The sequence below is a fragment of the Brevibacillus sp. 1238 genome (genome assembly GCF_029892995.1).
Classification (GTDB): Bacteria; Bacillota; Bacilli; order Brevibacillales; family Brevibacillaceae; genus Brevibacillus; species Brevibacillus parabrevis.
Map to the genome: position 1 here is coordinate 83439 of NZ_JARXWC010000011.1, position 19917 is coordinate 103355.

At 51.4% G+C, this 19917-nt stretch carries 23 protein-coding genes; 13 read left to right on the forward strand and 10 right to left on the reverse strand.

The features are described from left to right. Nucleotides 1-70: 70 nt before the first annotated feature. A complete protein-coding gene (locus tag M2298_RS21535) occupies nt 71-595 on the forward strand; it encodes a superoxide dismutase family protein (protein ID WP_122966202.1) in 525 nt (174 codons plus the stop codon). Between the two features lie 132 nt (nt 596-727). Here M2298_RS21535 and M2298_RS21540 read toward each other — a convergent pair whose 3' ends face one another. After that, nucleotides 728-1573, reverse strand: a complete 846-nt coding sequence (locus M2298_RS21540; RefSeq protein WP_280649083.1) for a 1,4-dihydroxy-6-naphtoate synthase — start codon at nt 1571-1573, stop codon at nt 728-730. After that, nucleotides 1574-2233 carry a futalosine hydrolase gene (locus tag M2298_RS21545; RefSeq protein WP_173597103.1) on the reverse strand — a complete coding sequence of 220 codons (660 nt, stop codon included), beginning with the start codon at nt 2231-2233 and terminating at the stop codon, nt 1574-1576. A gap of 312 nt (nt 2234-2545) precedes the next feature. On the opposite strand from M2298_RS21545, the gene M2298_RS21550 reads away from it, so the two are divergent. From M2298_RS21550 to M2298_RS21570, 5 genes are all read left to right on the forward strand, one after another. Further along, nucleotides 2546-3145 (forward strand): nitroreductase family protein, encoded by a 600-nt coding sequence (locus M2298_RS21550; RefSeq protein ID WP_280649084.1) that lies wholly within the window; start codon nt 2546-2548, stop codon nt 3143-3145. Between the two features lie 268 nt (nt 3146-3413). Further along, on the forward strand, nt 3414-3614 hold the full coding sequence (locus M2298_RS21555) for a cold-shock protein (RefSeq protein WP_063230452.1): 201 nt from the start codon (nt 3414-3416) through the stop codon (nt 3612-3614). A gap of 396 nt (nt 3615-4010) precedes the next feature. After that, nucleotides 4011-5291 (forward strand): ethanolamine utilization protein EutH, encoded by a 1281-nt coding sequence (eutH, locus tag M2298_RS21560; protein WP_063230453.1) that lies wholly within the window; start codon nt 4011-4013, stop codon nt 5289-5291. A 248-nt stretch (nt 5292-5539) separates the two neighbouring features. Then, nucleotides 5540-6328 carry an FkbM family methyltransferase gene (locus M2298_RS21565; protein ID WP_122966207.1) on the forward strand — a complete coding sequence of 263 codons (789 nt, stop codon included), beginning with the start codon at nt 5540-5542 and terminating at the stop codon, nt 6326-6328. A 133-nt stretch (nt 6329-6461) separates the two neighbouring features. After that, on the forward strand, nt 6462-7343 hold the full coding sequence (locus tag M2298_RS21570) for a YitT family protein (RefSeq protein ID WP_173597104.1): 882 nt from the start codon (nt 6462-6464) through the stop codon (nt 7341-7343). A 48-nt stretch (nt 7344-7391) separates the two neighbouring features. On the opposite strand, the gene M2298_RS21575 is transcribed toward M2298_RS21570, so the two are convergent. Continuing rightward, a complete protein-coding gene (locus M2298_RS21575) occupies nt 7392-9170 on the reverse strand; it encodes a sensor histidine kinase (protein ID WP_280649085.1) in 1779 nt (592 codons plus the stop codon). Continuing rightward, nucleotides 9167-9883, reverse strand: a complete 717-nt coding sequence (locus M2298_RS21580; RefSeq protein WP_280649086.1) for a response regulator transcription factor — start codon at nt 9881-9883, stop codon at nt 9167-9169. The genes M2298_RS21575 and M2298_RS21580 overlap by 4 nt, the downstream gene beginning before the upstream one ends. Nucleotides 9884-10019: 136 nt before the next feature. On the opposite strand from M2298_RS21580, the gene M2298_RS21585 reads away from it, so the two are divergent. Genes M2298_RS21585 through M2298_RS21595 form a run of 3 tightly spaced genes read left to right on the forward strand, consistent with a single transcriptional unit; the run spans nt 10020 to nt 11786 of the window. After that, complete coding sequence (locus M2298_RS21585; protein ID WP_122966211.1) at nt 10020-10703, forward strand: ABC transporter permease; 684 nt, start codon at nt 10020-10022, stop codon at nt 10701-10703. Further along, the gene (locus tag M2298_RS21590; protein ID WP_280649087.1) at nt 10703-11623 is read left to right on the forward strand and encodes an ABC transporter ATP-binding protein; all 921 of its coding nucleotides are present in this window, start codon (nt 10703-10705) and stop codon (nt 11621-11623) included. Before M2298_RS21585 ends, M2298_RS21590 begins: the two co-directional genes overlap by 1 nt. Continuing rightward, nucleotides 11616-11786 carry a hypothetical protein gene (locus M2298_RS21595; RefSeq protein WP_167470373.1) on the forward strand — a complete coding sequence of 57 codons (171 nt, stop codon included), beginning with the start codon at nt 11616-11618 and terminating at the stop codon, nt 11784-11786. Before M2298_RS21590 ends, M2298_RS21595 begins: the two co-directional genes overlap by 8 nt. Nucleotides 11787-11851: 65 nt before the next feature. Here the strand turns inward: M2298_RS21595 and M2298_RS21600 are convergent, their stop codons facing one another. Next, entirely contained in the window at nt 11852-12565 is a 714-nt protein-coding gene (locus M2298_RS21600; RefSeq protein WP_173597108.1) for an HAD family hydrolase, read from the reverse strand. A gap of 138 nt (nt 12566-12703) precedes the next feature. Here M2298_RS21600 and M2298_RS21605 point away from each other — a divergent pair, with 138 nt between their 5' ends. Then, nucleotides 12704-12856, forward strand: coding sequence for a hypothetical protein (locus M2298_RS21605; protein WP_229049827.1), 153 nt, complete (start codon nt 12704-12706; stop codon nt 12854-12856). Nucleotides 12857-12928: 72 nt separating this feature from the next. On the opposite strand, the gene M2298_RS21610 is transcribed toward M2298_RS21605, so the two are convergent. Then, on the reverse strand, nt 12929-13339 hold the full coding sequence (locus tag M2298_RS21610; RefSeq protein ID WP_280649088.1) for an acyl-CoA thioesterase: 411 nt from the start codon (nt 13337-13339) through the stop codon (nt 12929-12931). A gap of 165 nt (nt 13340-13504) precedes the next feature. Between M2298_RS21610 and M2298_RS21615 the strand changes: the two genes are divergently transcribed. From M2298_RS21615 to M2298_RS21625, 3 genes are all read left to right on the forward strand, one after another. Further along, a complete protein-coding gene (locus M2298_RS21615; RefSeq protein ID WP_122966214.1) occupies nt 13505-13963 on the forward strand; it encodes a DinB family protein in 459 nt (152 codons plus the stop codon). Then, nucleotides 13960-14472, forward strand: coding sequence for a GNAT family N-acetyltransferase (locus tag M2298_RS21620; protein ID WP_122966215.1), 513 nt, complete (start codon nt 13960-13962; stop codon nt 14470-14472). The genes M2298_RS21615 and M2298_RS21620 overlap by 4 nt, the downstream gene beginning before the upstream one ends. A gap of 163 nt (nt 14473-14635) precedes the next feature. Continuing rightward, a complete protein-coding gene (locus M2298_RS21625) occupies nt 14636-15562 on the forward strand; it encodes a DMT family transporter (protein WP_280649089.1) in 927 nt (308 codons plus the stop codon). 55 nt (nt 15563-15617) lie between these two features. Here the strand turns inward: M2298_RS21625 and M2298_RS21630 are convergent, their stop codons facing one another. The 4 genes from M2298_RS21630 to M2298_RS21645 all read right to left on the reverse strand — a co-directional run bounded on the left by M2298_RS21630 (nt 15618) and on the right by M2298_RS21645 (nt 19766). Further along, nucleotides 15618-16634, reverse strand: a complete 1017-nt coding sequence (locus M2298_RS21630) for a S66 family peptidase (RefSeq protein ID WP_280649090.1) — start codon at nt 16632-16634, stop codon at nt 15618-15620. Nucleotides 16635-17090: 456 nt separating this feature from the next. After that, entirely contained in the window at nt 17091-17465 is a 375-nt protein-coding gene (locus M2298_RS21635; protein WP_122966218.1) for a hypothetical protein, read from the reverse strand. Nucleotides 17466-17616: 151 nt separating this feature from the next. Further along, nucleotides 17617-19071 (reverse strand): sensor histidine kinase, encoded by a 1455-nt coding sequence (locus M2298_RS21640; protein ID WP_280649091.1) that lies wholly within the window; start codon nt 19069-19071, stop codon nt 17617-17619. Then, nucleotides 19071-19766, reverse strand: coding sequence for a response regulator transcription factor (locus M2298_RS21645; RefSeq protein ID WP_063230467.1), 696 nt, complete (start codon nt 19764-19766; stop codon nt 19071-19073). The genes M2298_RS21640 and M2298_RS21645 overlap by 1 nt, the downstream gene beginning before the upstream one ends. Nucleotides 19767-19917 lie beyond the last annotated feature (151 nt).

The following is a 19917-nucleotide window of genomic DNA, read 5'->3' on the forward strand; positions in this document are numbered from 1 at the left end:
GATGAACCATCCGCCCATTTGCTACATAGGATGATCATCGTAACCATTCCATCATGAGGGGGATGTGGAAATGAACGGGTATTCGCCTTATTTTTACGACGCGAGAATGATTTCTTCCTCATACCCGGCTGCGCCGACACAAGCCTATGCGCAAATTCAGGGCGGGCCGCTGGCTCCGAACCTGAACGGCTATGTCGTCTTCACGGACGTTCCGTACGGGACAGAGGTGTATGTGGAAGCGATCGGTTTACCGCCCTACAAGCCTGCATCCGGCAATCAACAGCCGATCGGTCCTTTTGGCTTTCACCTGCACGACCACGGCGTGTGCACAGTCGGCAATGCCGACGATCCTTTTACCGCAGCGGGAAGCCACTGGAACCCGACCAACCAGCCGCACGGCAACCATGCCGGCGACTTCCCCGTACTCTTTTCCAATGACGGGTACACGCGAATGAGCTTTTTTACCAACAAGTTCAGGGCAGCAGATGTCGTCGGAAGATCAGTGATCATTCACCAAAATCCCGACGACTACCGGACACAGCCATCCGGGAATAGCGGCAAAAGACTCGCCTGCGGCATCATCATGCCCGCCTAGCCCCATCACAGCTCAACTCCATGACAAATGCAGCGCTTCTCCGCAATCTCTCCCCCGCTCTTCCTGCCATGGACGCCAAAAAGCACAGAGACGCAGCCCCTGTGCTTTTCGTTTTCTTTTTTCCATACCTGTCTATCCGCGCAGCAGCGACAGATCGAAGCGCGGGACAAGCCCTTCCTCCGCTGCACGACCGAGCAAGGCAGTAATCGCCGCATAGCCATCTTCGCCCAAGTCTCGGGTAAATTCGTTTACGTACAAGTCAATATGTGCCTTGGCAACCTCAACAGACAACTCTTGCGCATGGCACATGACATACTCCTCGGATGCTGTCGGGTTCGCCCAGGCGTACTCAACCGATGCCCGCGTCCAGTTCGCCAGCGACTCCAAATCCATCGATCTGCGCGCGATGATCGCTCCCAAAGGAATAGGCAGATTCGTATCCGCCTCCCACCAGTTGCCGAGATCGGTCATGAGTGAAAGACCGTAATTTTGATAAGTAAAGCGCGCTTCGTGGATGACCAGCCCCGCGTCGATTTTGCCGTCTCGTACAGCTGGCATGATTTCATGGAACGGCATCACGACGATTTCTCCGACGCCTCCCGGGACGTTTTGCGCTGCCCATAAGCGGAACAACAAGTAAGCTGTGGAACGCTCGCTCGGTACCGCCACCCGTTTGCCGGACAGCCGGGCCGGATCGTTGGCACTCGCGCCGGAATCGCCTTGCGTCAGGACAAGCGGGCCGCACCCTCTGCCCAAAGCCCCTCCGCACGGAAGCAGCGCGTACTTGTCCAGCACCCACGGCAAGGCGGCGTAAGAAATTTTCATCACTTCCGGGCCTTCCGCCCGCGTCGCAAGCGTATTCGTAATGTCAATGTCTGCGTACATGATGTCCAGTTCCGGTGCGCCAGGGATCAAGCCATGCACCCAGGCGTGAAAGACAAACGTATCGTTCGGACACGGTGAAAATGCAATCTTCATCTACAGCACCTCCCGCAATACTGCGCTTCCTTTTTGCAAAGCTTCCAGAGCGTCTTTGATCCGCCAAGCCGACTTGTCGCGCGGACCAATCGCATTGGAAACTGTTCTGATCTCCAGTACAGGCACTCCGCTTGCTTGCGCGGCGATGGCAACGCCGTAGCCTTCCATTGCCTCCGCGAGCGCCCCCGGCATTCTTTCTGCCAGTGCCTGCGCCGTTTGCGCCGTTCCCGTCACCGTGGACAGCGTCAAAATTTGCCCGCGATAAATAGGCAAGCCCGCCTGCAACATCGCTTGCTCCACCTGCTCTGCCAGTTCATCCGCGACTGGTACGCGCGCAGAACCAAACCCTAGCTCGTCCACACTGTGAAAACCATCCGGTGTCTCGGCCCCCAAATCGGCGCACACAATCTCGCTGGCAACCACGAGCGAACCGACATCTGCACGTCCGACGAATCCGCCGCATATTCCGGCACATACGACCAGATCGTAGCGAGCTTCGGTCAAAGCCCGTGCTGTGCTGGCAGCCGCAGCTGCTGGCCCCACGCCTCCGATCAAAAAGGTGAACCGCTCATCTTCACCAATACCTGCGATGACCGCATCCCGTTCAACCGCTACCGATGTAACGATCAGGATGCGCTGCTTTTTTTGCTGATCAAGCATCTTTTCGCCTGCCCTCCTTCCGCTCTCCCTGCTTGTTTTCATCCTGTTTGAAAAAACTTTTTCCTCCTCCACGTTATCGCTACTTTTCTTTGCTGTAAAGTGTTTGACTTGTTTGTATAGCGAAAGGAAATTACTTACACTGAGATTGGGAATACTGATAGTGAAACTGCACCTTCCTTGCCGGAAAGGTATTGACAATGTGCTTCTAATAAAATATATTAGGTTACGAAACGTAAGTTAATTATGTTGAATAAGTTCAACTTTTTTCATCCACTATGTAAATAAAACACAATCTCCTGGAGGTAAATGATCATGAGCAAAGACTTTTTTACAGCCGTTAAAGACAGAAGAACTTATTATGGAATCAGCAAGGAAGCCGTTGCTTCTGACGAGCGCATCCGCGAGCTTGTTGAAGAAGCCGTAAAGCATACTCCATCTTCCTTTAACTCGCAAAGCGCCCGCGTTGTTGTGCTTTTGGGCGAACAACACGATAAACTGTGGAACCTCACAAAAGAAACATTGCGCAAAATCGTTCCAGCCGAAAACTTCGCTCCTACGGAAGAAAAAATGAACGCATTTGGCAATGGCTACGGCACGGTTCTGTTCTTCGAAGACCAAAGCGTAGTGAAAGGTCTGCAAGAAAAATTCACAGCCTACAAAGACAACTTCCCGGTTTGGTCCGAGCAATCCTCCGGCATGCTGCAATTCGTCGTGTGGACTGCCCTGGAAACAGAAGGATTCGGTGCATCCCTGCAACACTACAACCCGCTGATCAATGAAGAAGTGCAACAAACATGGAACCTCCCAAGCGAGTGGAAGCTGATCGCGCAAATGCCGTTCGGCAAGCCAACCGCGCAGCCTGGCGAGAAACAGTTCCAGCCAATCGAAGAGCGCGTGAAGTTCTTCGCCTAATTTTTTCACGGCTCATGACAAGACGGCGCGAAGCCATTTCAGCTTTTCGCCGTCTTTGTCTATATTTTACCGGGAAGATATTAAAGTAAGCGATTGATTTCCGCATTTGTCTGTGGTAGTATTAACTTAAACAAAAGATGTTTCAAAAAAGCGTTCACATATTGTAAAGGGTTTACAGTTATGTTTGAACCTTTCACAATGTGTGAATTTTATTTTATCCACAAATAAAAGTTGCATATTCATTTTAATATTGTTGGAGGTAACACCCATGCAAACAGGTACAGTAAAATGGTTCAACGCTGAAAAAGGTTATGGTTTCATCGCAGTTGAAGGCGGAAACGACGTATTCGTTCACTTCAGCGCAATCACTGGCGACGGCTTCAAAACTCTTGAAGAAGGCCAACGCGTTGAGTTCAACGTAGTAGAAGGCAACCGCGGCCCACAAGCTGAGAACGTTGTAAAACTGTAATTGACTCACGAAGCTGCCCTTGCTGCATAGCGGGGCGGCTTTTTTTATTGCCTTTTTCAGGCGGAAAAAGGCGGTTTTTGTCGATCAGCGTTATAAAATTCGGACTTTGTCCCTAAAGAGCTGTTGACAATAGTCAACGCTCCCCATATAATCACGTTATAATGCAGCGAAAAGCAATGGCGCTTTCCAGCATGAAGTTTTCAAAATTTTACGCAATGATAGTGATTCCTTCGCTTATTTTCTAACTCTGTTTGAAAGCGGTTCCAGATGGTTAGCAATCATAAAGCTGTTTAAACAAGTCCATACAAAATAAGCAAAGGCGCTTAGGTACATCCTGTTTTCAGGGATTCCTAAGCGCTTTTATTGTTTACATCTTTCAAAAAGGTGGGGTTGTCCATGGAGCACATTGGAAGTGTCATTATTTACATCATCATGCTATGCGCAGTCATCGGTGCGATCGCAGCAATCCGCAACAGCGATGAAGGGCTTGGCAAGGAGTTCATGGAAGGGATTCACTCAACCGGTTACATCTTCGTACCTGCTGCCGGTATCATGGCCTCTCTCCCTTATATTTCCTGGTTTGTAGAAAAAGCCGTATCGCCGATTTTCCACAAAATTGGCGCCGATCCTGCGCTGGCAGCGACCGCGATTTTGGCCTCTGACATGGGTGGATACCAACTGGCGAACATTTTGAAAAGCTCGACCGAGGGTTGGGTAATGGCAATGGTAGTCGGTCTGATGGCTGGTGCCACGATCGTATTCTCCATTCCGATGGGACTTGCCATGCTGGACAAGCGCGACCACAAATACATGGCGCTTGGCGTCATGTCCGGGATTTTGACTGTTCCGATCGGCGCTTTTATCACCAGTGCCATTCTCTCTTTGACAAATGCGCAAGTGCGTGCTGAAATCTCTACGAATGCTGACTCCACCTACGCTTTTGCAATCGGAATCGGCCAGGTTTTGCTGAACTTGTCTCCTATCCTCATTTTCGTAATAGCGATTGCCGCTGGTCTGCGCTTCATGCCTGACCTGATGATTCGCGGATTCATGATCTTCGGTAAAACAATGGACGCTGGTATCAAACTCGTACTCGTGTTCTCGATCGTGCAATACTTTACTGGCATCTTTACTACCCTCTTTGGCGCTTGGGGCTTCGATCCGATCATCGCCGACCCGAAAGACCAGTACCGCGCCCTGGAAACAGCCGGTTATATCGGTATCATGCTCTGCGGTGCGTTCCCGATGGTATACTTGCTGCGTAAATACGCGGCGAAGCCACTGGAAGCACTCGGTAACAAACTGGGTCTTAGCCCAACAGGCAGTGCGGGGCTTCTGGCAACTGTCGCAAACATTTTGGCGATGTTCCGTCTCGTGCGTTCCATGCCGCCAAAAGACAAAGTGGTAAACATCTCGTTTGCCGTATGTGCAGCGTTCTTGCTGGGTGACCACTTGTCCTTCTCTGCGAACTTCCAGCCTAACATCATCTTGCCTGTCATGCTCGGCAAGCTCGGCGCAGGTGTCATTGCAATCGCGCTCTCTTACTGGCTGTCTGTGCCAAAAGCACTGGAGCTGGAGAAACAAGATCGCGCAGCTGGCATCATCGGCCCTGATGAATACAAGGATCACCATGCATCCAATAAAGCTGCTTCTGAAGTAGCTGCTACGAAAGAATAAAAAGCAAGGCCGTCCATCAAGGGCGGCCTTTTTGCTGTTTGTATGCAGTATATATGTCAAGTCATCGTCACGGCGCCCGCAAAATGATGCTCACACCGCCAAGACAGCCTCATGACACCGAGCCAGTCGGACAAATCCGCTGCTTTTTTGCGCCATGCCTTGCGCAAAAAAGCAACACGTCTCAGAACGTCCTGCTGTACATACGCTGTACTGTATTGGCAAAAATGCGACAAGGAGCTGATTTCTGGATGCATTCCCCTGTCTATTTGGGAAACAATCGGCTTTTGCTCACGACTTGCTATGGCAAAAAGCTGCTTAGTCCCTCGGAAGACTTGAGTGTGGGCGTTGAGCTTGCGGCAAACGGAACCCATGAGAGCCCGCTGACCCGCTATTTTTGCCAGCAGGTGAAGCCTCGTCAGGTCGTTGTAGAGCTGGGTGCCCACATCGGCTATTTTACCATTTTGCTCGGTCAATTGATCGGACCGACCGGAAAGCTGTTTGCGCTAGAGCCGCACCCGCGCTGCCATGCCTTTCTGCTGGACAATCTCTCTATCAACTATTTTCACGACCGCGTACAGAGCTATCGGCTGGCGGCCTTTTCCCGGAAGTCGCGCATTTCGTTCTACGCCTCCCGTCGCTTCCTCGGCAACAGCTCGCTGCAACAACACAATGAAGCTTACCACAAGCACTATCTGGATGAATTTGACCAGCTCGAAGTGGACGCTGTCGCCGTCGACGATCTGCTTCCGCCAGACCAGAGCATTGATTTCGTCAAAGTCGATATTGAAGGCGGCGAATACCAAGCTTTTCTCGGCATGGAACGGGTACTCTCCACCCAAGCGAAAAACGTCGTCTTTGAGCTGAACCGCAACATGCTGCAAGCGGATTGGGAGCCGTTCGCCCAACTGCTTTGCCACTATCGCCAGACGTTCTCCAAGCGCTTCTTCGTCCTCAATAGCGAAGGCTCAACGGTAGAAATCGACCTCGATATCGTGCTGGCGACCGGAGAGTGCCCTTATTTGATTATGACCGATTGATCTGCGGCCAAAATTCAATTATACATATCAGAATTTGCTTATTTTTTTTGTGTAATGTGCAATTGAGCAGTAGTCAAGCAAAAATGAATGTTATAATAAAAAGGTACAAAATTTCACAATGGGGAGAGAAACGATGGAACAACTCAATGCACAATCGACTCATCAAAAATTACCCATTGGAAAGTTGCTGAAGAGAATCTTCTTTATTCTCGTCGGTGCTTCCCTTGTATCTGTGGCTCTGGAGATTTTTCTGGTGCCGAACAAGATCATCGACGGAGGAATCGTAGGTATCTCCATCATTGCCTCGCATCTCACATCTCTGTCTCTTGGCATCTTCCTATTCTTGCTTAACTTGCCTTTTCTCATAATCGGCTATAAGCAAATCGGAAAGACCTTTGCAATCTCTACGCTTTTCGGGGTAAGTATCATGTCCCTCGGAACCACTCTGCTGCATCCCGTTCCCGGACTGACGGATGATCCGCTGCTTGCTGCGGTGTTCGGCGGTATTATCATGGGGATTGGAGTGGGACTTGTTCTGCGCTACGGCGGCTCTCTGGATGGTACGGAAATTATCGCAGTACTGTTTAACAAAAAGTCTCCGTTCTCCGTTGGTGAGATCGTCATGTTTATCAACCTATTCATTTTGAGCAGTGCCGGATTCGTATTCGGTTGGGATCGCGCGATGTACTCGCTGATTGCCTATTACATTGCTTTCAAAATGATCGATCTGACCATCGAAGGCTTCCAGGAATCCAAATCCGTTTGGATCATTAGCGAAAACCACAAGTTGTTGGGAGACGCCATCGTTGCCCGTTTGGGACGCGGTATCACCTACTTGAAAGGGGAGGGTGGTTATACCGGAGATGACAAGAAAGTCATTTTCTGCATCATCACCCGTCTGGAAGAAGCCAAGCTGAAGCTGATCGTCGAGGAGCTTGATCCGAATGCCTTCCTGGCAGTCGGCAACATCCACGATGTACGCGGCGGGCAGTTCAAGAAAAACGCCATTCACTAAGAAGCTCTGCAAAAAAAAGTGCCGCCTGACTATCAGCGGCACCTTTTTTTATGTCTTTGTCGGCTGGCTGCCATGACTTGCTGTCTGCGTCTGGCAAGGAAACGTCATCACTACCTCTGTTCCCTTCCCCGGCTCGCTTTTGACCTCGATGTTCCCGGCGTGGGCGAGAACAAGCTGTTTGGCGATAGCCATCCCCAGTCCGGTTCCGCTCGTATCCTCTTTGGTGTGCCCCCCGCGATAATAGCGTTCAAACAAGCTCGCTTTTGTTTTTTCGTCCATCCCCGGACCATTGTCCGCGATGCGAACTGCAAAGCTGTCAGGGGCAGCAAGACTGACCTCTACGCGCACAAGCGTCCCTTTGGGAGTATGCCGGATCGCATTGGTCAAAATGTTGATGACGATCCGCGAAAACCATTTCGGATCGAGCAGCGCCACGATTTTTTCCTCTTGAGCCTCAAACTCGATCTCGTGCCCAGACGCGCTCGGCTCGTTTACCAGGTCAGCTGTTATTCTGCGGATCGCCTCCACGACAGACACTGGCTCTTTCATCAGCGGCAGCGCGTGGTTTTTTAAGCGGTACGTCAAATTCAAGTCTTCGATCAGGCCATTCATGTAATCGGCTTTCTCCCGGATCGTTCGGCCAAACTGGTTTACTTCCGCCCTGCCCCACTCGTACTGCTCCGACTCCAGCATGGTCGCATAGCCAAAAATCGAGCTGAGCGGCGTCTTCAAATCATGGGAAAGCCCGGATATCCATTCTTCGCGCGTTTTCTCGATGTCTTTTTGCCGTTCTTCATTGGTCTGTAAAGTATGGCTCAGCTTCGCCAACGCATCAAAAATGTCCTGAAAGACGGCGAACGACTTTTTCCGCTTGCCTTTTCGCGTCGTTCCGATGCGCCGACCGTTTTTGCCAATCGGCTCTGCATAGCGTCCTTGCGCCAGGTTGCCCAGCCAGTTCACCATATGCAAAAGCGGTTTCCCGACCCGCAGCGCATACCAGCTGCCCGCCAGCAGCACAGACACAATCAGGACGGCGCCCACCTGCAAAAACGAATAGGCAATCATGTTGTCGACGGACTCAGCCGCAGCTCCCGGGCGATACCACGGGTTGGCAACACCCACGATATACGTAAAACCGCTCGCCTTGTCGTAGCGGCTAGTGGTGATGACAGGGACGTTTCGACTTTCTTTGCCGTTCTGTAAAATCGGGATCAGATCGAGCTGCTTGGCTGCATCTGCTGCGTTGTACTCCGCGACGAGCTTGCCTTGCCGATCATAAATGGCGTACCAGCCCTTTTCCCGGGAGAAGCTGTTCGCAAGCTCGGCAGGAACCGGGGAGCCAACTGTCGGTTTTGCTGCCAAAAGCTGCGCCATCAAGGCGTTTTCCGGAGCTGGCGTCCCGTACAGCACGATTACTTTTTGCTCCGACAGCTCCTGTTCTACCACCCAATGCTTCACGTAGTAAGCCGAAGCCTGGTCGTTTTGCGTCTGCGTGATCCACTCTCCCGGCTCATACGCTTGCGGGATAGTCGCCGGGGTGCGATACGCATACAAAAGCTTCCCTTTCGGATCGATAATCTGCAGCCAGCCGTTGTGGCTATCGACGCTTTTTTTCACTCGGTCGTTGACACTTATCTTGTCTTGCTCCCATTCGAGCTGCATGCGCAAATCGGAAGCGACCAGGCGGGACAGATCCGTTTCCAGCTCCTCGTTCATGAGGCGATAGCCCAAAACGATGAGCGAGCCGATCAGGCACAGAAGCAAAACCAGCAAAAAGCCGAAAAACTGGCGAACGTATTGGATGATCAGCTTTTTGCGCAGATTCATGCCTGTCTCCCTGGCGTCACCAGCTTGTATCCCAATCCTCTGACGGTAAGCAAATACTTCGGTTGTCCCGGATTTTCCTCGATTCGCTGGCGCAGCTTGTGGATGTGCACCATCACCGTATTTTCATCGAACAGCCCGTACTCGTCCTTCCAGACGTGATCGTAAATTTGTTCTTTGGTGAACACGCGATTCGGATTTTGGCAAAAAAACACCAGCAAAGAAAAGACTTGCGCCGGACAGTCAACCCGCTCGTTGTTCACGGTTAACTCGGCTGCCTCCGCATTGACCTGAAAACGGCCGAAGTCGTAAATTTTCGCTTCCGGCGCAGGTGCTGGCCCGCCCAGCGTTCGGCGCAAGTGCGCCTTCATCCGGGCGACGACTTCCAATGGATGAAAAGGCTTGGTGATATAATCGTCTGCCCCGTGAGCAAAGCCGCTCAATTTGTCAAAGTCGGTTCCTTTCGCCGTCAGGAAAAAAATCGGCGCTTTCGTGCGCTGGCGAACAGCGGAGCAAAGCTCAAAGCCGTTTTTGTCCGGCAGCATGACGTCGAGAATCAGCAAGTCATAATGGCGTTCCTCGACCATCCGCAGCGCCTGTTCGGCTCTTGTGCATGTATCTATATGTACGAAGCCTTCTTTTTGCAAAACGGTTTTTAGCATGTGCAAAATCGCTTCCTCGTCATCTACCAGCAAAATTCTCGCTTCTTGTTCCACATTCTCACTCCCTTTTCCCCCTCATCATATCACGAGCGGGGGCGGCCATTATAAAAGATAAGGTAATGGTAAGGTTGCGTTTTCGTAGAGGAAAGATTCATCCTCTATGCTGTAGGAGAAAGGAGCGAATAACACTATGTGGGCTATTTGCAGGCATGAATATTTTCGTTTGTTCAAAAGTATCAAGTCACTGATTACGATCGCCTTTATCGTCGGCGTGTCGTATTGGGTTTCCGATCTGGTCAATCAAGCGGCAACTTTGATCCCCCAACAAGAACTGGCGAAGGGACACGCCTTGGGCGTTTTTGTATTGATTATGCTTTTGGGACCGCTCTTCGTCTTTAGTCTGTCGCATGACGTCATCAACCGTGAGTTGGCAGGCCGGACGATTCGCTTTCTCGTCACCCGCACTTCCCGGAACAAGATCATCCTGGGGAAATTTCTCGGAATCCTCTGCTTCTGGCTGAGCTGTCTCGTGATTACTTTTGGCGTCGTACTCGCTACTGTGCATACGTTTGACGCCAAAACCTTTTTGCACTGCTTGTCGCTGCTCGTCTATTGCATTTCGCTGGCTCTCTTGCTGTCTCTCGTAGTTCCGCGCCCGAGCTACACGATGTTTCTCGGAATTGTCGTGGCGATGCTGCTCCCGGGTCTTGGATTGTGGAGCACGTTTTCCGAGCAGCCTGCTGCACAGTGGATCGCTTACTTGACTCCGTTTACTTACCTGGAAAAAGGCGGCGCGTGGGTCGGAGTCATCTGGGGCTATGTCGTCCTGTTTCTCGGCGCTTCCATGTATTTGTTCCAAAGGAGGGATTGTTAATGGCCGTCTTTCAAACGATGAAATTGAGCAAACGTTTCGGTGACCGCACCGTCGTCGATCAAGTAAGCCTGTCTGTACAAGGCGGGGAAATCTTCGGGTTTCTCGGGCGAAACGGAGCCGGGAAGTCTACTTTTATCAACATGCTGACAGGGATTATTCGCCCGACTTCCGGACAAATCGAGATGTTTGGCCAGGACGTCCGCGATGAACAATGGAAACGGCGCATTGGCGTCTTGCCGGACTATTCCACTTTTTACGACTCTCTGTCGGCTGCCGATCATCTGCGCTATTTTGCCCGTGTCAAAGGAGTTGCCTTGACGAATGAGGAGTGCATGCGCATCCTCGGAGCGGTAGAGCTTGCTGAACATGCTTCGCGCAAAGCAAAAACTTTTTCTTTCGGGATGAAAAAGAAACTCGGAATTGCCCAGGCAATGATCGGCGATCCGGAAATTTTGTTCCTCGATGAACCTACCTCTGGCGTTGACGTCGAATCCGCCCTGCACATTCAGGAGCTGCTGCGCCGTCTGCACGAGAAGGGCAAAACGATTTTTATGACCTCGCACAACTTGCATGAGGTAGAAAAGATTTGCACCCGCATCGCCATCATGAAAAGCGGAAAAATCGCTTCGCTCGGCAGCCTCGACGAGTTGCAGGCAGCGCAACAGACATGGCGGCAGGTACAAGTTCGCCACTCCGCTTTTGCCACTGACGAGCACCCTGCATTGCACGCATTTATCGCATCGCTCGGTCGCAACCTCAGTTGGGGGGATGGTCGCTTTTCGCTTCAAGTGGATGAGGAACAAAAAGTCGCCGCGCTGGTACGCGCGCTCGTACAGGAACGCGTGGATATTTACGGTGTGAATGTGGAAGTTCCCTCTCTGGAAAAAATCTTTATGCAGGATGATGATACCTATGTCTAGCAAAATGATTTTATTGATTTTGTCCACTGTCTTTGTCTATCGGATTATCTTCAAAAATGACGACTTGTGGACTCCCTCCACATGGCTCCTGATCGGAGTGATTACCGTGAACTTGATCATCATCGTCCGGAAGAAATGGACAGAACGCGGTACAGGCGAGTAAACGAAAAAGACAGCTTTTATCCCGACATTTTGCCGGGACGAAGCTGTCTTTTTCGGCGCAACAGATCACATGAATGATAAGTAAGACGGCAGTTGATCAAGGCGTTCGATCACGGCCAGCGGCTTGTGGTCTGTGGTCGCCGTCTTTCCTTTCGGGTTGAGCCAGATCGCGCTAAAGCCGGCATCGATGGCTCCGGCGACATCTGCTTCCCACGTATCGCCGACAAACAAAACTTCGCCGCTCGCTGCTTCCAGCCGTTCCCGTGCCGTGGCATAAATGCGCGGGTCTGGCTTGTGATAGCCCAAAAGCTCGGAAATAATCACCCGATCTTGCGGAAAATAGGAGGACAACCCTAAACGTTCGAGTTTGATAAACGCCATATCAACCGGGCCGTTGGTGACGATGCCAAGCTTGTGCTGCTCCGCCAGCTGCGCAACGATTTGTTGCACGGATGGATCAGGCTGTACGGCATCGAGACACGCCGCCTGGTACGCACGCTGAAAATCGTCCACGTCCCGGGCTTCGATGATCCGGTTGAAATCAGCCATTGCCCTTTGCATCCGCAGTTGGCGATACTGCGTGAAATCGTATTTTTTCGCAATGACGTCGATCCACAGATCGTCACCGTGGCGACGCAGCGCCGAAAGCAGTCCGGCAGCATCCATGCCTGCTGTTAATGCATGAGTGGCAATCGTTTGCTGCATCCCCTGCTCCCAGCAAGCGGAAAAGTCAAACAGCGTATCGTCGAGATCAAACAGGATCGTACTGAATCGAGACAATGTAGGTCACTTCCTCTTCCATTTTTCCTCTAAATAATACCTGCGCAAGGCTCTGTCTTTTGCTAAGATCATTGTAACGGATTATGAGAGCCGCCATCACGTTTTTGGCATCATTTGCGAAAAAGGAGGAGGATTGACATGTCAGAAGAGAAGCTTGACCAGTTGCTGGAAGGAATGAATGAGCTTCGTTTGGTTACTCGCGCTCTTTTGGATCGAAAGGATAAAACAAACGCCAAACTGGATGCTTTGATAAAGGAAGTGCTGGAGCTAAGGGCACTGTTTCGGAGTTGAAACAAGATATCCCTGTGCTCAAGCAGGATTAGCCTAGCTGATCGGCTTTTTCATCGCCGATTGCCGTACGATTTACTTCGCAGCCAATTCTTTTTCCAGAGCTTCTTTCAATTCCTCCGGCAGCAATATGGACCGCCTCGTGTTGGCATCGATCATCACCATCGTGACATCCGCATCGGCCACCAGCTCGTCATGTATGTTGAACAGCTCATGGCGAATCACGAAGCTTTTTTCTTTCACCCGCAGCGCTGTCGTAATCGCATAAACCTCTTCTCTCATCCGCAACTCTTTGCGATAGTTGATATTAATATTCACGACCACAGGCATAATGGCCCGCCGCTTCAATTCATCGAGTGTAAATCCGAGCTGCCAGATCCAGTCAAAACGCGCCCACTCCATATACTCCAAATACTTGGCATTATTCACATGACCGATTACATCAATATCCGTAGACTGCACGGTAAACGCAAAGCGATGGGCCATTTTCTCTCACTCCTTGGCTGTTGTTTTCTTTAGTATAACGAAAATCGGCAACTGAGTGAATATTCATTCAAAATTTTCCGAATGATCACACTGTTCTTTCCCGTTGATTCTCCTATAATAAAAGAAAGGACAAGCGCCTATTACGGTACGTGAAAGGATGGTTCCATGTTCGAGCAAGAATTGCTGCCTTCTCTGCAAACAGCCCGTTCCCGCTATTTGAACACACTTTCGAACCTTAAGGCTGACGAGCTGCCATTGAAGCTCGCTCCCGAATCAAACTCCATTGGCTTTTTGATTCGCCATATCGCCGAGGTCGAATTTCGCTTCTGTACCATGTTTTTTGCGCGTCCGCTTCCTGATTATATCTCCTCTCTGGCCACGATTGGTCCAGTCAAGGACGAAGGCAATTTTACTGATATGAATGAGCTTTTAGCTATTTGCGAGGCGTCTTACGATTATCTCGTCGATGCTTTGACCACTCTGCCACAGGATGCCTGGGATGTGGCATGCGAAGCTCCCATCGGCACGCTGACTCCCCGTCAGGCTCTCGGTCGCCTGATTTATCATATGGGGTATCATGGCGGACAAATCGGCCTGATTCGCAAATACGGCGGCGCAAGATGACCTTGTCCTTTTCCGGAAAACAACTCGTCATCCGCGAGATGCAGCGTGCTGAGCTGCCGTACGTGCTCGATATGTACAACAGCAATCCACAGTACAACTTGCTGCGCTCCCGTACCGACACCATGAACCTTTCCGAGTTGGAAGCGGAGTACCATTCTGCGCTGGCGATCCCCCATGGCTATTGGCTCCTGCTGACGGTAAAGGAAGCTCCCGTCGGTGTGATGCACGTCGTCCTCTCCAGCGAGCACGATGCGAAAAGCTGGGTCAGTTTGCTCGTTCTGCATGCGTCCTGGCAACGAAAAGGGCTGGGAACAGAAGCGGTGAAGCTGTTTGAAGACTTTTGCCTATTGCGCGGCACCAAACACATTCACCATGGTATTATCGCGTACAATGAACCAGCGCTGCTTTTTTGGGGCAAGCTTGGCTACGAGCAGTATCGTCAAGTAGAAGCACCTGTCGGGCAGTTGACACAGCCTGTCCTGCTGGTCGCCAAATGGCTTGAAGCTTGAACCCTCATCCCGCTAACAAGGAGGTGAATCACAATGAAGCGCCACCTGTATGAATGTGATGTGCCTGTCCTCGCCTAGTCGGTGAGGAAGCGTCTTTTTTCCTGCCTCCCGGCTATACAAGCCTATTTGTACGGATCAGATCATTCCGGGAGGGATTGTTGTTATGTCGTATTCACCATGGAAACAGTCATTGCTTGGCGCCATCTGCCTGACACTTGCGGCAGCGATTTGGGGCGGCGTGTATGTCGTGAGCAAAGTCGTACTGGAAGTCATTCCGCCGTTTACTTTGTTGATCCTGCGATTCGGCATCGCTTTGCTCGTGTTGGGGGCATTCGCTTTGGCCCGCAAGGAAGTCGTTCAGAAAAGAGATTATCCGTTGCTCATGGGCATTGCTTTTGTCGGGGTCACGATCTCGATTGCAGCCCAATTTCTCGGCACCAAGCTCTCTACGGCGCATATGGGCGCCCTGATTACTTCCGCATCTCCAGCTTTTATTGCGATTTTTGCCGTCTGGCTGCTGAAAGAAAGCATTCACTTCAAGCAAGCCGCCGGAATCGTGCTTGCAACGGTTGGCGTGATTATCGTAATCGGTGTGCCGGATCAGGCGGATGCCCAATCGTCATTGACGGGAAACCTGATTCTGTTGGTCGCAGCAGTAAGCTGGGGACTGTACACCGTCCTTAGCAAAAAAGCGACGCAGCGTTATTCCTCGCTGCTTGTCACAACGTATGTCGCTTTGTTCGGGCTCATCTTCACAAGTCCTGTCATGCTCTGGGAGCTATCTGTCACCCCGATATCGTGGCAATTTGGCTGGGAGATTTGGGCGGGCGTCCTGTATATCGGGCTAATCTCGACTGCCGGAGCGTTTTATTTGTGGAACAAGGGCTTTGAGCTTATGCAAGCTGGCAGTGGCGCAGGCTTCTTTTTCGTCCAGCCGATTGTCGGAGCTTTTCTCGGCTGGCTGTTGCTCCACGAACACCTGGGCACCAGCTTTTTCGTTGGAGCTGCCTTCATTTTTCTCGGCGTAGCCTTGTCCAATCTGCGCAAGCGCACTGCCACTGAAACCGCCGATTCAGCGAAAAGATCATAAACAAACGCGAAAAAGGACAGCTGGCAACTCGCTCGCTGTCCTTTTTTCCATGCCGCTACGGACAAAAATGTTGCGTAACCTTCGCTCTTCCCTCAGCCATATCGACCGTGGCTCTCGCTCCATTGACAAACGTCATTTGCGGAGGCATATGTCCGCAATCAATATCGTACAAAATCGGGATTCGCAGCTCATCCGCCAGCTCCTGGTACACGTCCTCTGCTGTATAGCCCTGAACAGCGTGATTCGCTGCACTGCGTCCAAACATGATCCCGGCACAGTGAGCGAACCAGCCTGCCAGCTTCATCTGGACAAGCGATCTGCGCAAGTCGGCAGCCGACAATTCACAGTTTTCCAAATACCACAGCAGTTGTTCATTTTGAATCATCGTTTGTTGAAACCGCGCTACATCCCCGTAGGGTGTTCCGATCACATGCCGGATCGTGTCTATGCAACCGCCAAGCAGCCGTCCCGTTATATGTACTGGCTCTGATTCGGTCGTTTTCCAACGAGTCGGCTCAGTAAGGTGAAACACATAAGGTGATGGGTTGTCGTGCTGCCACTCTGCCTGGTAGTATTCGGACGCCTCTTGTACAACCTGCTCGCCTGTTTTGGTCGAAAGTACAGCCTCCCATTGGGCTGTCGTCGCATCCATGCTCTCCCCGCGCAAGTCGATCAGATTGGTGCCATGAGCCGTGGCTACACCCGTTTTCAATGTAATCGCAAGCAACAACAGACTGATATCGGAATAGCCAAGCACCCATTTGGCGGGAAAGGCTTCAAAATCGAGCTGATCGAGAATTTCAATCAACAGTTCGCCACCCCATGGAGGGATGATCAGATCGATGTTTTCGTCGCGAAGCATGGCATTAAATTCTGCTGCGCGGATGGCTGCATCAGCCGATCTTGCTTTTTGCTGCGTCCATGCTGTGTCTTTGCAAACGGTTGAATAGCCCCGTTCCTCCGCTCGTTTGCAGGCAAGTGTAAGCAGTTCATGCAATTCAGCCGGCACCCCGGACGATGGAGCCGTTACGCCGATTGTGCTGCCTTTTTTCAAGACCGGATATGTAATCACAATGTTCCCCCCTCGCCTTTTTTCCATTTTATCGTAAAATCAGACAAAAAGCAGATGGATATGGATGACGCGCTTTGCTCCCTGACCATTTGAAAAGCCGACTGCTATCCATGTTGGAACAACACCCAGTGAAAGAAAAACGATCTCGAAAAACGGATTTTCTCCAATACATATGCGTGTATCGAAACCAGCTAGGCTGTGCAGAAAAAAGGGTTACTCCACTTTTGATGGAGTAGCCCTTTACGCGTGCGCTATAGTGACCCATGCTGGACGCTCTTTCTCCGCCGGATGATTCCCGTTCAGCCAGATCAGATGCCACAGCAAAAAAAATAGCTGCCGAGACTTTCTCGACAGCCGGGACAGCACGGAGCCGTCAACCATTTATATAAAACGGGAGGGAAGTAGAGGAGTTTCAACAAACATTACAAACGTGATTCCAGTTGGCGAATCGAATCGTTACTGCTTGCTCGTATCAGTTGATGTAGACTGATCGGCTGATCCGCTGTTTTCCGTTCCTGTCGTTCCAGCAGCGCCTGCGTCAGACTTGCTGTCTGAGCTGTTGCTGTCAGCCGCTGGTGCGTCAGATGACGTGCTTGTGCTATCCGAGCCGCCTGTTGTCGCATCAGAGCTGTTGCTCGATGCATCAGACGTCGATTTGTCCTCCGAAACCGAGTTGTCACTCGATTGTCCATCACCTGTAGCTGGTGTCGTTTGACTGGTGCCTTCTTGTTGTGTCGCTGGTTCAGGCGTCCCTGTTGTGCTGGAGCAGGCAACCAGGCTTCCAGACAGGAGTAATGCGACAGCTGCAATGGAAATCCATTTTTTATTCATGCTCATTCTCCTTTCATCCTTGGCTTCGTGACCTTCTCGCCGTCACAAGAACATCGTAACGGGCAAAGATAACCATTCTGTAAGGAGAATAGGAAAAAACCATGATCTAATTATGAAAAAAGTATGACCATGACCGCAAGCAGCGTCATGGTCACTGTTTGACGAGCGATACGGGCGATACCGGCATGATCGGCAACAAAATAGTAAAGGTGCTGCCTTCCCCCGGCACACTTTCCACGCGACACACGCCATCGTGCAGCTCTACCAGCTCTTTGACGATGGCAAGTCCAAGCCCTGTACCTTTATTGTTTTTGGAGCGACCGCGATCCACCTTGAAAAATCGCTCCCAAATCCGGTCGAGATCGTCCGCAGCAATCCCCATCCCCGTATCCTGCACCTGGATGCGCATCCATTGCTCCTGCAGCCCGGCGGTCATCCGGATTTCGCCAGCCGTAGTGAATTTCAGCGCATTTTTCACGAGGTTCTTCAAAATTTGCGCGACCCGATCCTTGTCCGCGTAGATGCGCGGCAGCTCCGCTTCGGCCTCGACTACCAGTTGAAGCCCTTTTTCTTCCGCCTCTTGCCGGAATGAAAAAGCTACGCGGTTCATGACCTCTGCCACATCGACCGGGAACTTGGCGAGATTGACCTCGTTGTTCTCCAGCTTCATCAAATCCATCAAGTCGTCGACCAGACGATTCACCTGCATCGTCTCCGAGTACATGACGGCGTAATACTTTTGCCGCGCTTCCTCATCTTCTACCAGTCCGTCCTGCAATGCCTCCAAAAATCCTTGCATCGCCGTCAGCGGCGTGCGCAGCTCATGCGACACATTGGCGAGAAAGTCGTTGCGCACCTGTTCCAGATGGTGCCGCTCCTGTTCGACCTTTTCCAGCTTTTCCGCCATCGTGTTGATCGTGTGAGCCAAATCGCCGATTTCATCGTGCGTATCGACCTGGACGCGCTCTGCGTAATTGCCCCTGCCGATCTCCGCAGCCGTCCGCTCAATCGTGCGCAACGGGCGGGAAATCGACCAGGACAAGTAGGAAACCATCGCCGTAGACAGCACAACGCCGAACAGCGTAGCCCATAAAATCGACTCGCGCATTTGCCCGAACGTTTTCTCGATCCCTTCGATTGGAGCATGCAGGATGATTCCCCCGTACACCTGCTCCCCCTCGCCCCACGGCACAGAGACTGAGAGCATCGGGTCCTCCAGTCCTTCGATTTTCAATTCCGTGACCGCATTTTTGCCTTTCAGCACGTTATCTGCGATCGAGACAGCGACCGACTTTCCGGTGAAAACTTCGTCCTTCATCGAAGTCGCGACAATTTTCCCCTCTTTGTTGAACAGCCATATCCGGGTGTCAAACGATTCGTCGAGCATCGCCAGCTTGTCCAGCAACTCCTTGTTCACCCGATTGCTGTCGTGAATCGCGACGTTGACCTTTTTCGCCATCCGCAGCAATTCTTCTTCCTTGGAATTGTAAATGTACTCCCTCGCAAAAAAGGAGAGCAGGATGCCGGAAATGCCCAGTCCGACAAGCACAGTAGCCAAAAAGCTGAACAGCAGACGGCGGAAAATGCTTTTGGAAGTGCCCAGCATCAGCTCTCCACCCCAAACTTGTAGCCGATCCCCCAGACTGTGTGGATGCACTCATACGGGAGATTTTCCAGCCGTTGTCTGATCTTTTTGATATGAACGTCGATGGTGCGGACGTCTCCGAAATAATCGAAGCCCCACACTTGTTCGAGAAGTTGCTCGCGCGACCATACGCTGCCTGGCGATTTGACCAGCTGCACGAGCAAATCAAATTCTTTCGGGCGAAAGCTGACCTTTTCTCCCGCGACGATGACCTCCCGCTTGTCCAGGTCAATCGTCAACTGCTCAAAGCTGAAAATGCGCGGCGCATCCTCCTCGACCTTCGGCTTTGGCTGCAGGCGGCGCATGATCGCCCTGATTCGCGCCACCAGTTCGCGCGGGCTGAACGGCTTGGTCACATAGTCGTCCGCTCCCAGCTCCAGACCGAGCACACGGTCAAATTCCTCATCTTTTGCCGTCAGCATAATAATCGGCGTATCCCATTTTTTGCGAATTTCCCGACACGCCTCAAAACCGTCCATTTGCGGCATCATGACATCCAGAATCAAAACATCGGGTTGTTCCGTCTCTACAAGGGCAAGAGCTTCCCGTCCATCCTTGGCGACGACAAGCTCGAACTGTTGTTTTTCAAAATAAAGGCGAATGATTTCGCGTACATTTGGATCGTCATCAGCTACGAGGACCTTCATTTGGGCCATGGCTAACAACCTCCTTTCCTTTGAACGGCATAGGAAAAAAGTGCCGTTGCAGACGCTACAGCTTTTTCCCATGGTAACACAGATCATCCTCGTTGTGGACGGATAGAAGTCCTAACTGTCCGGGAATAGCAGGAAGTGAACAAGCGACAAA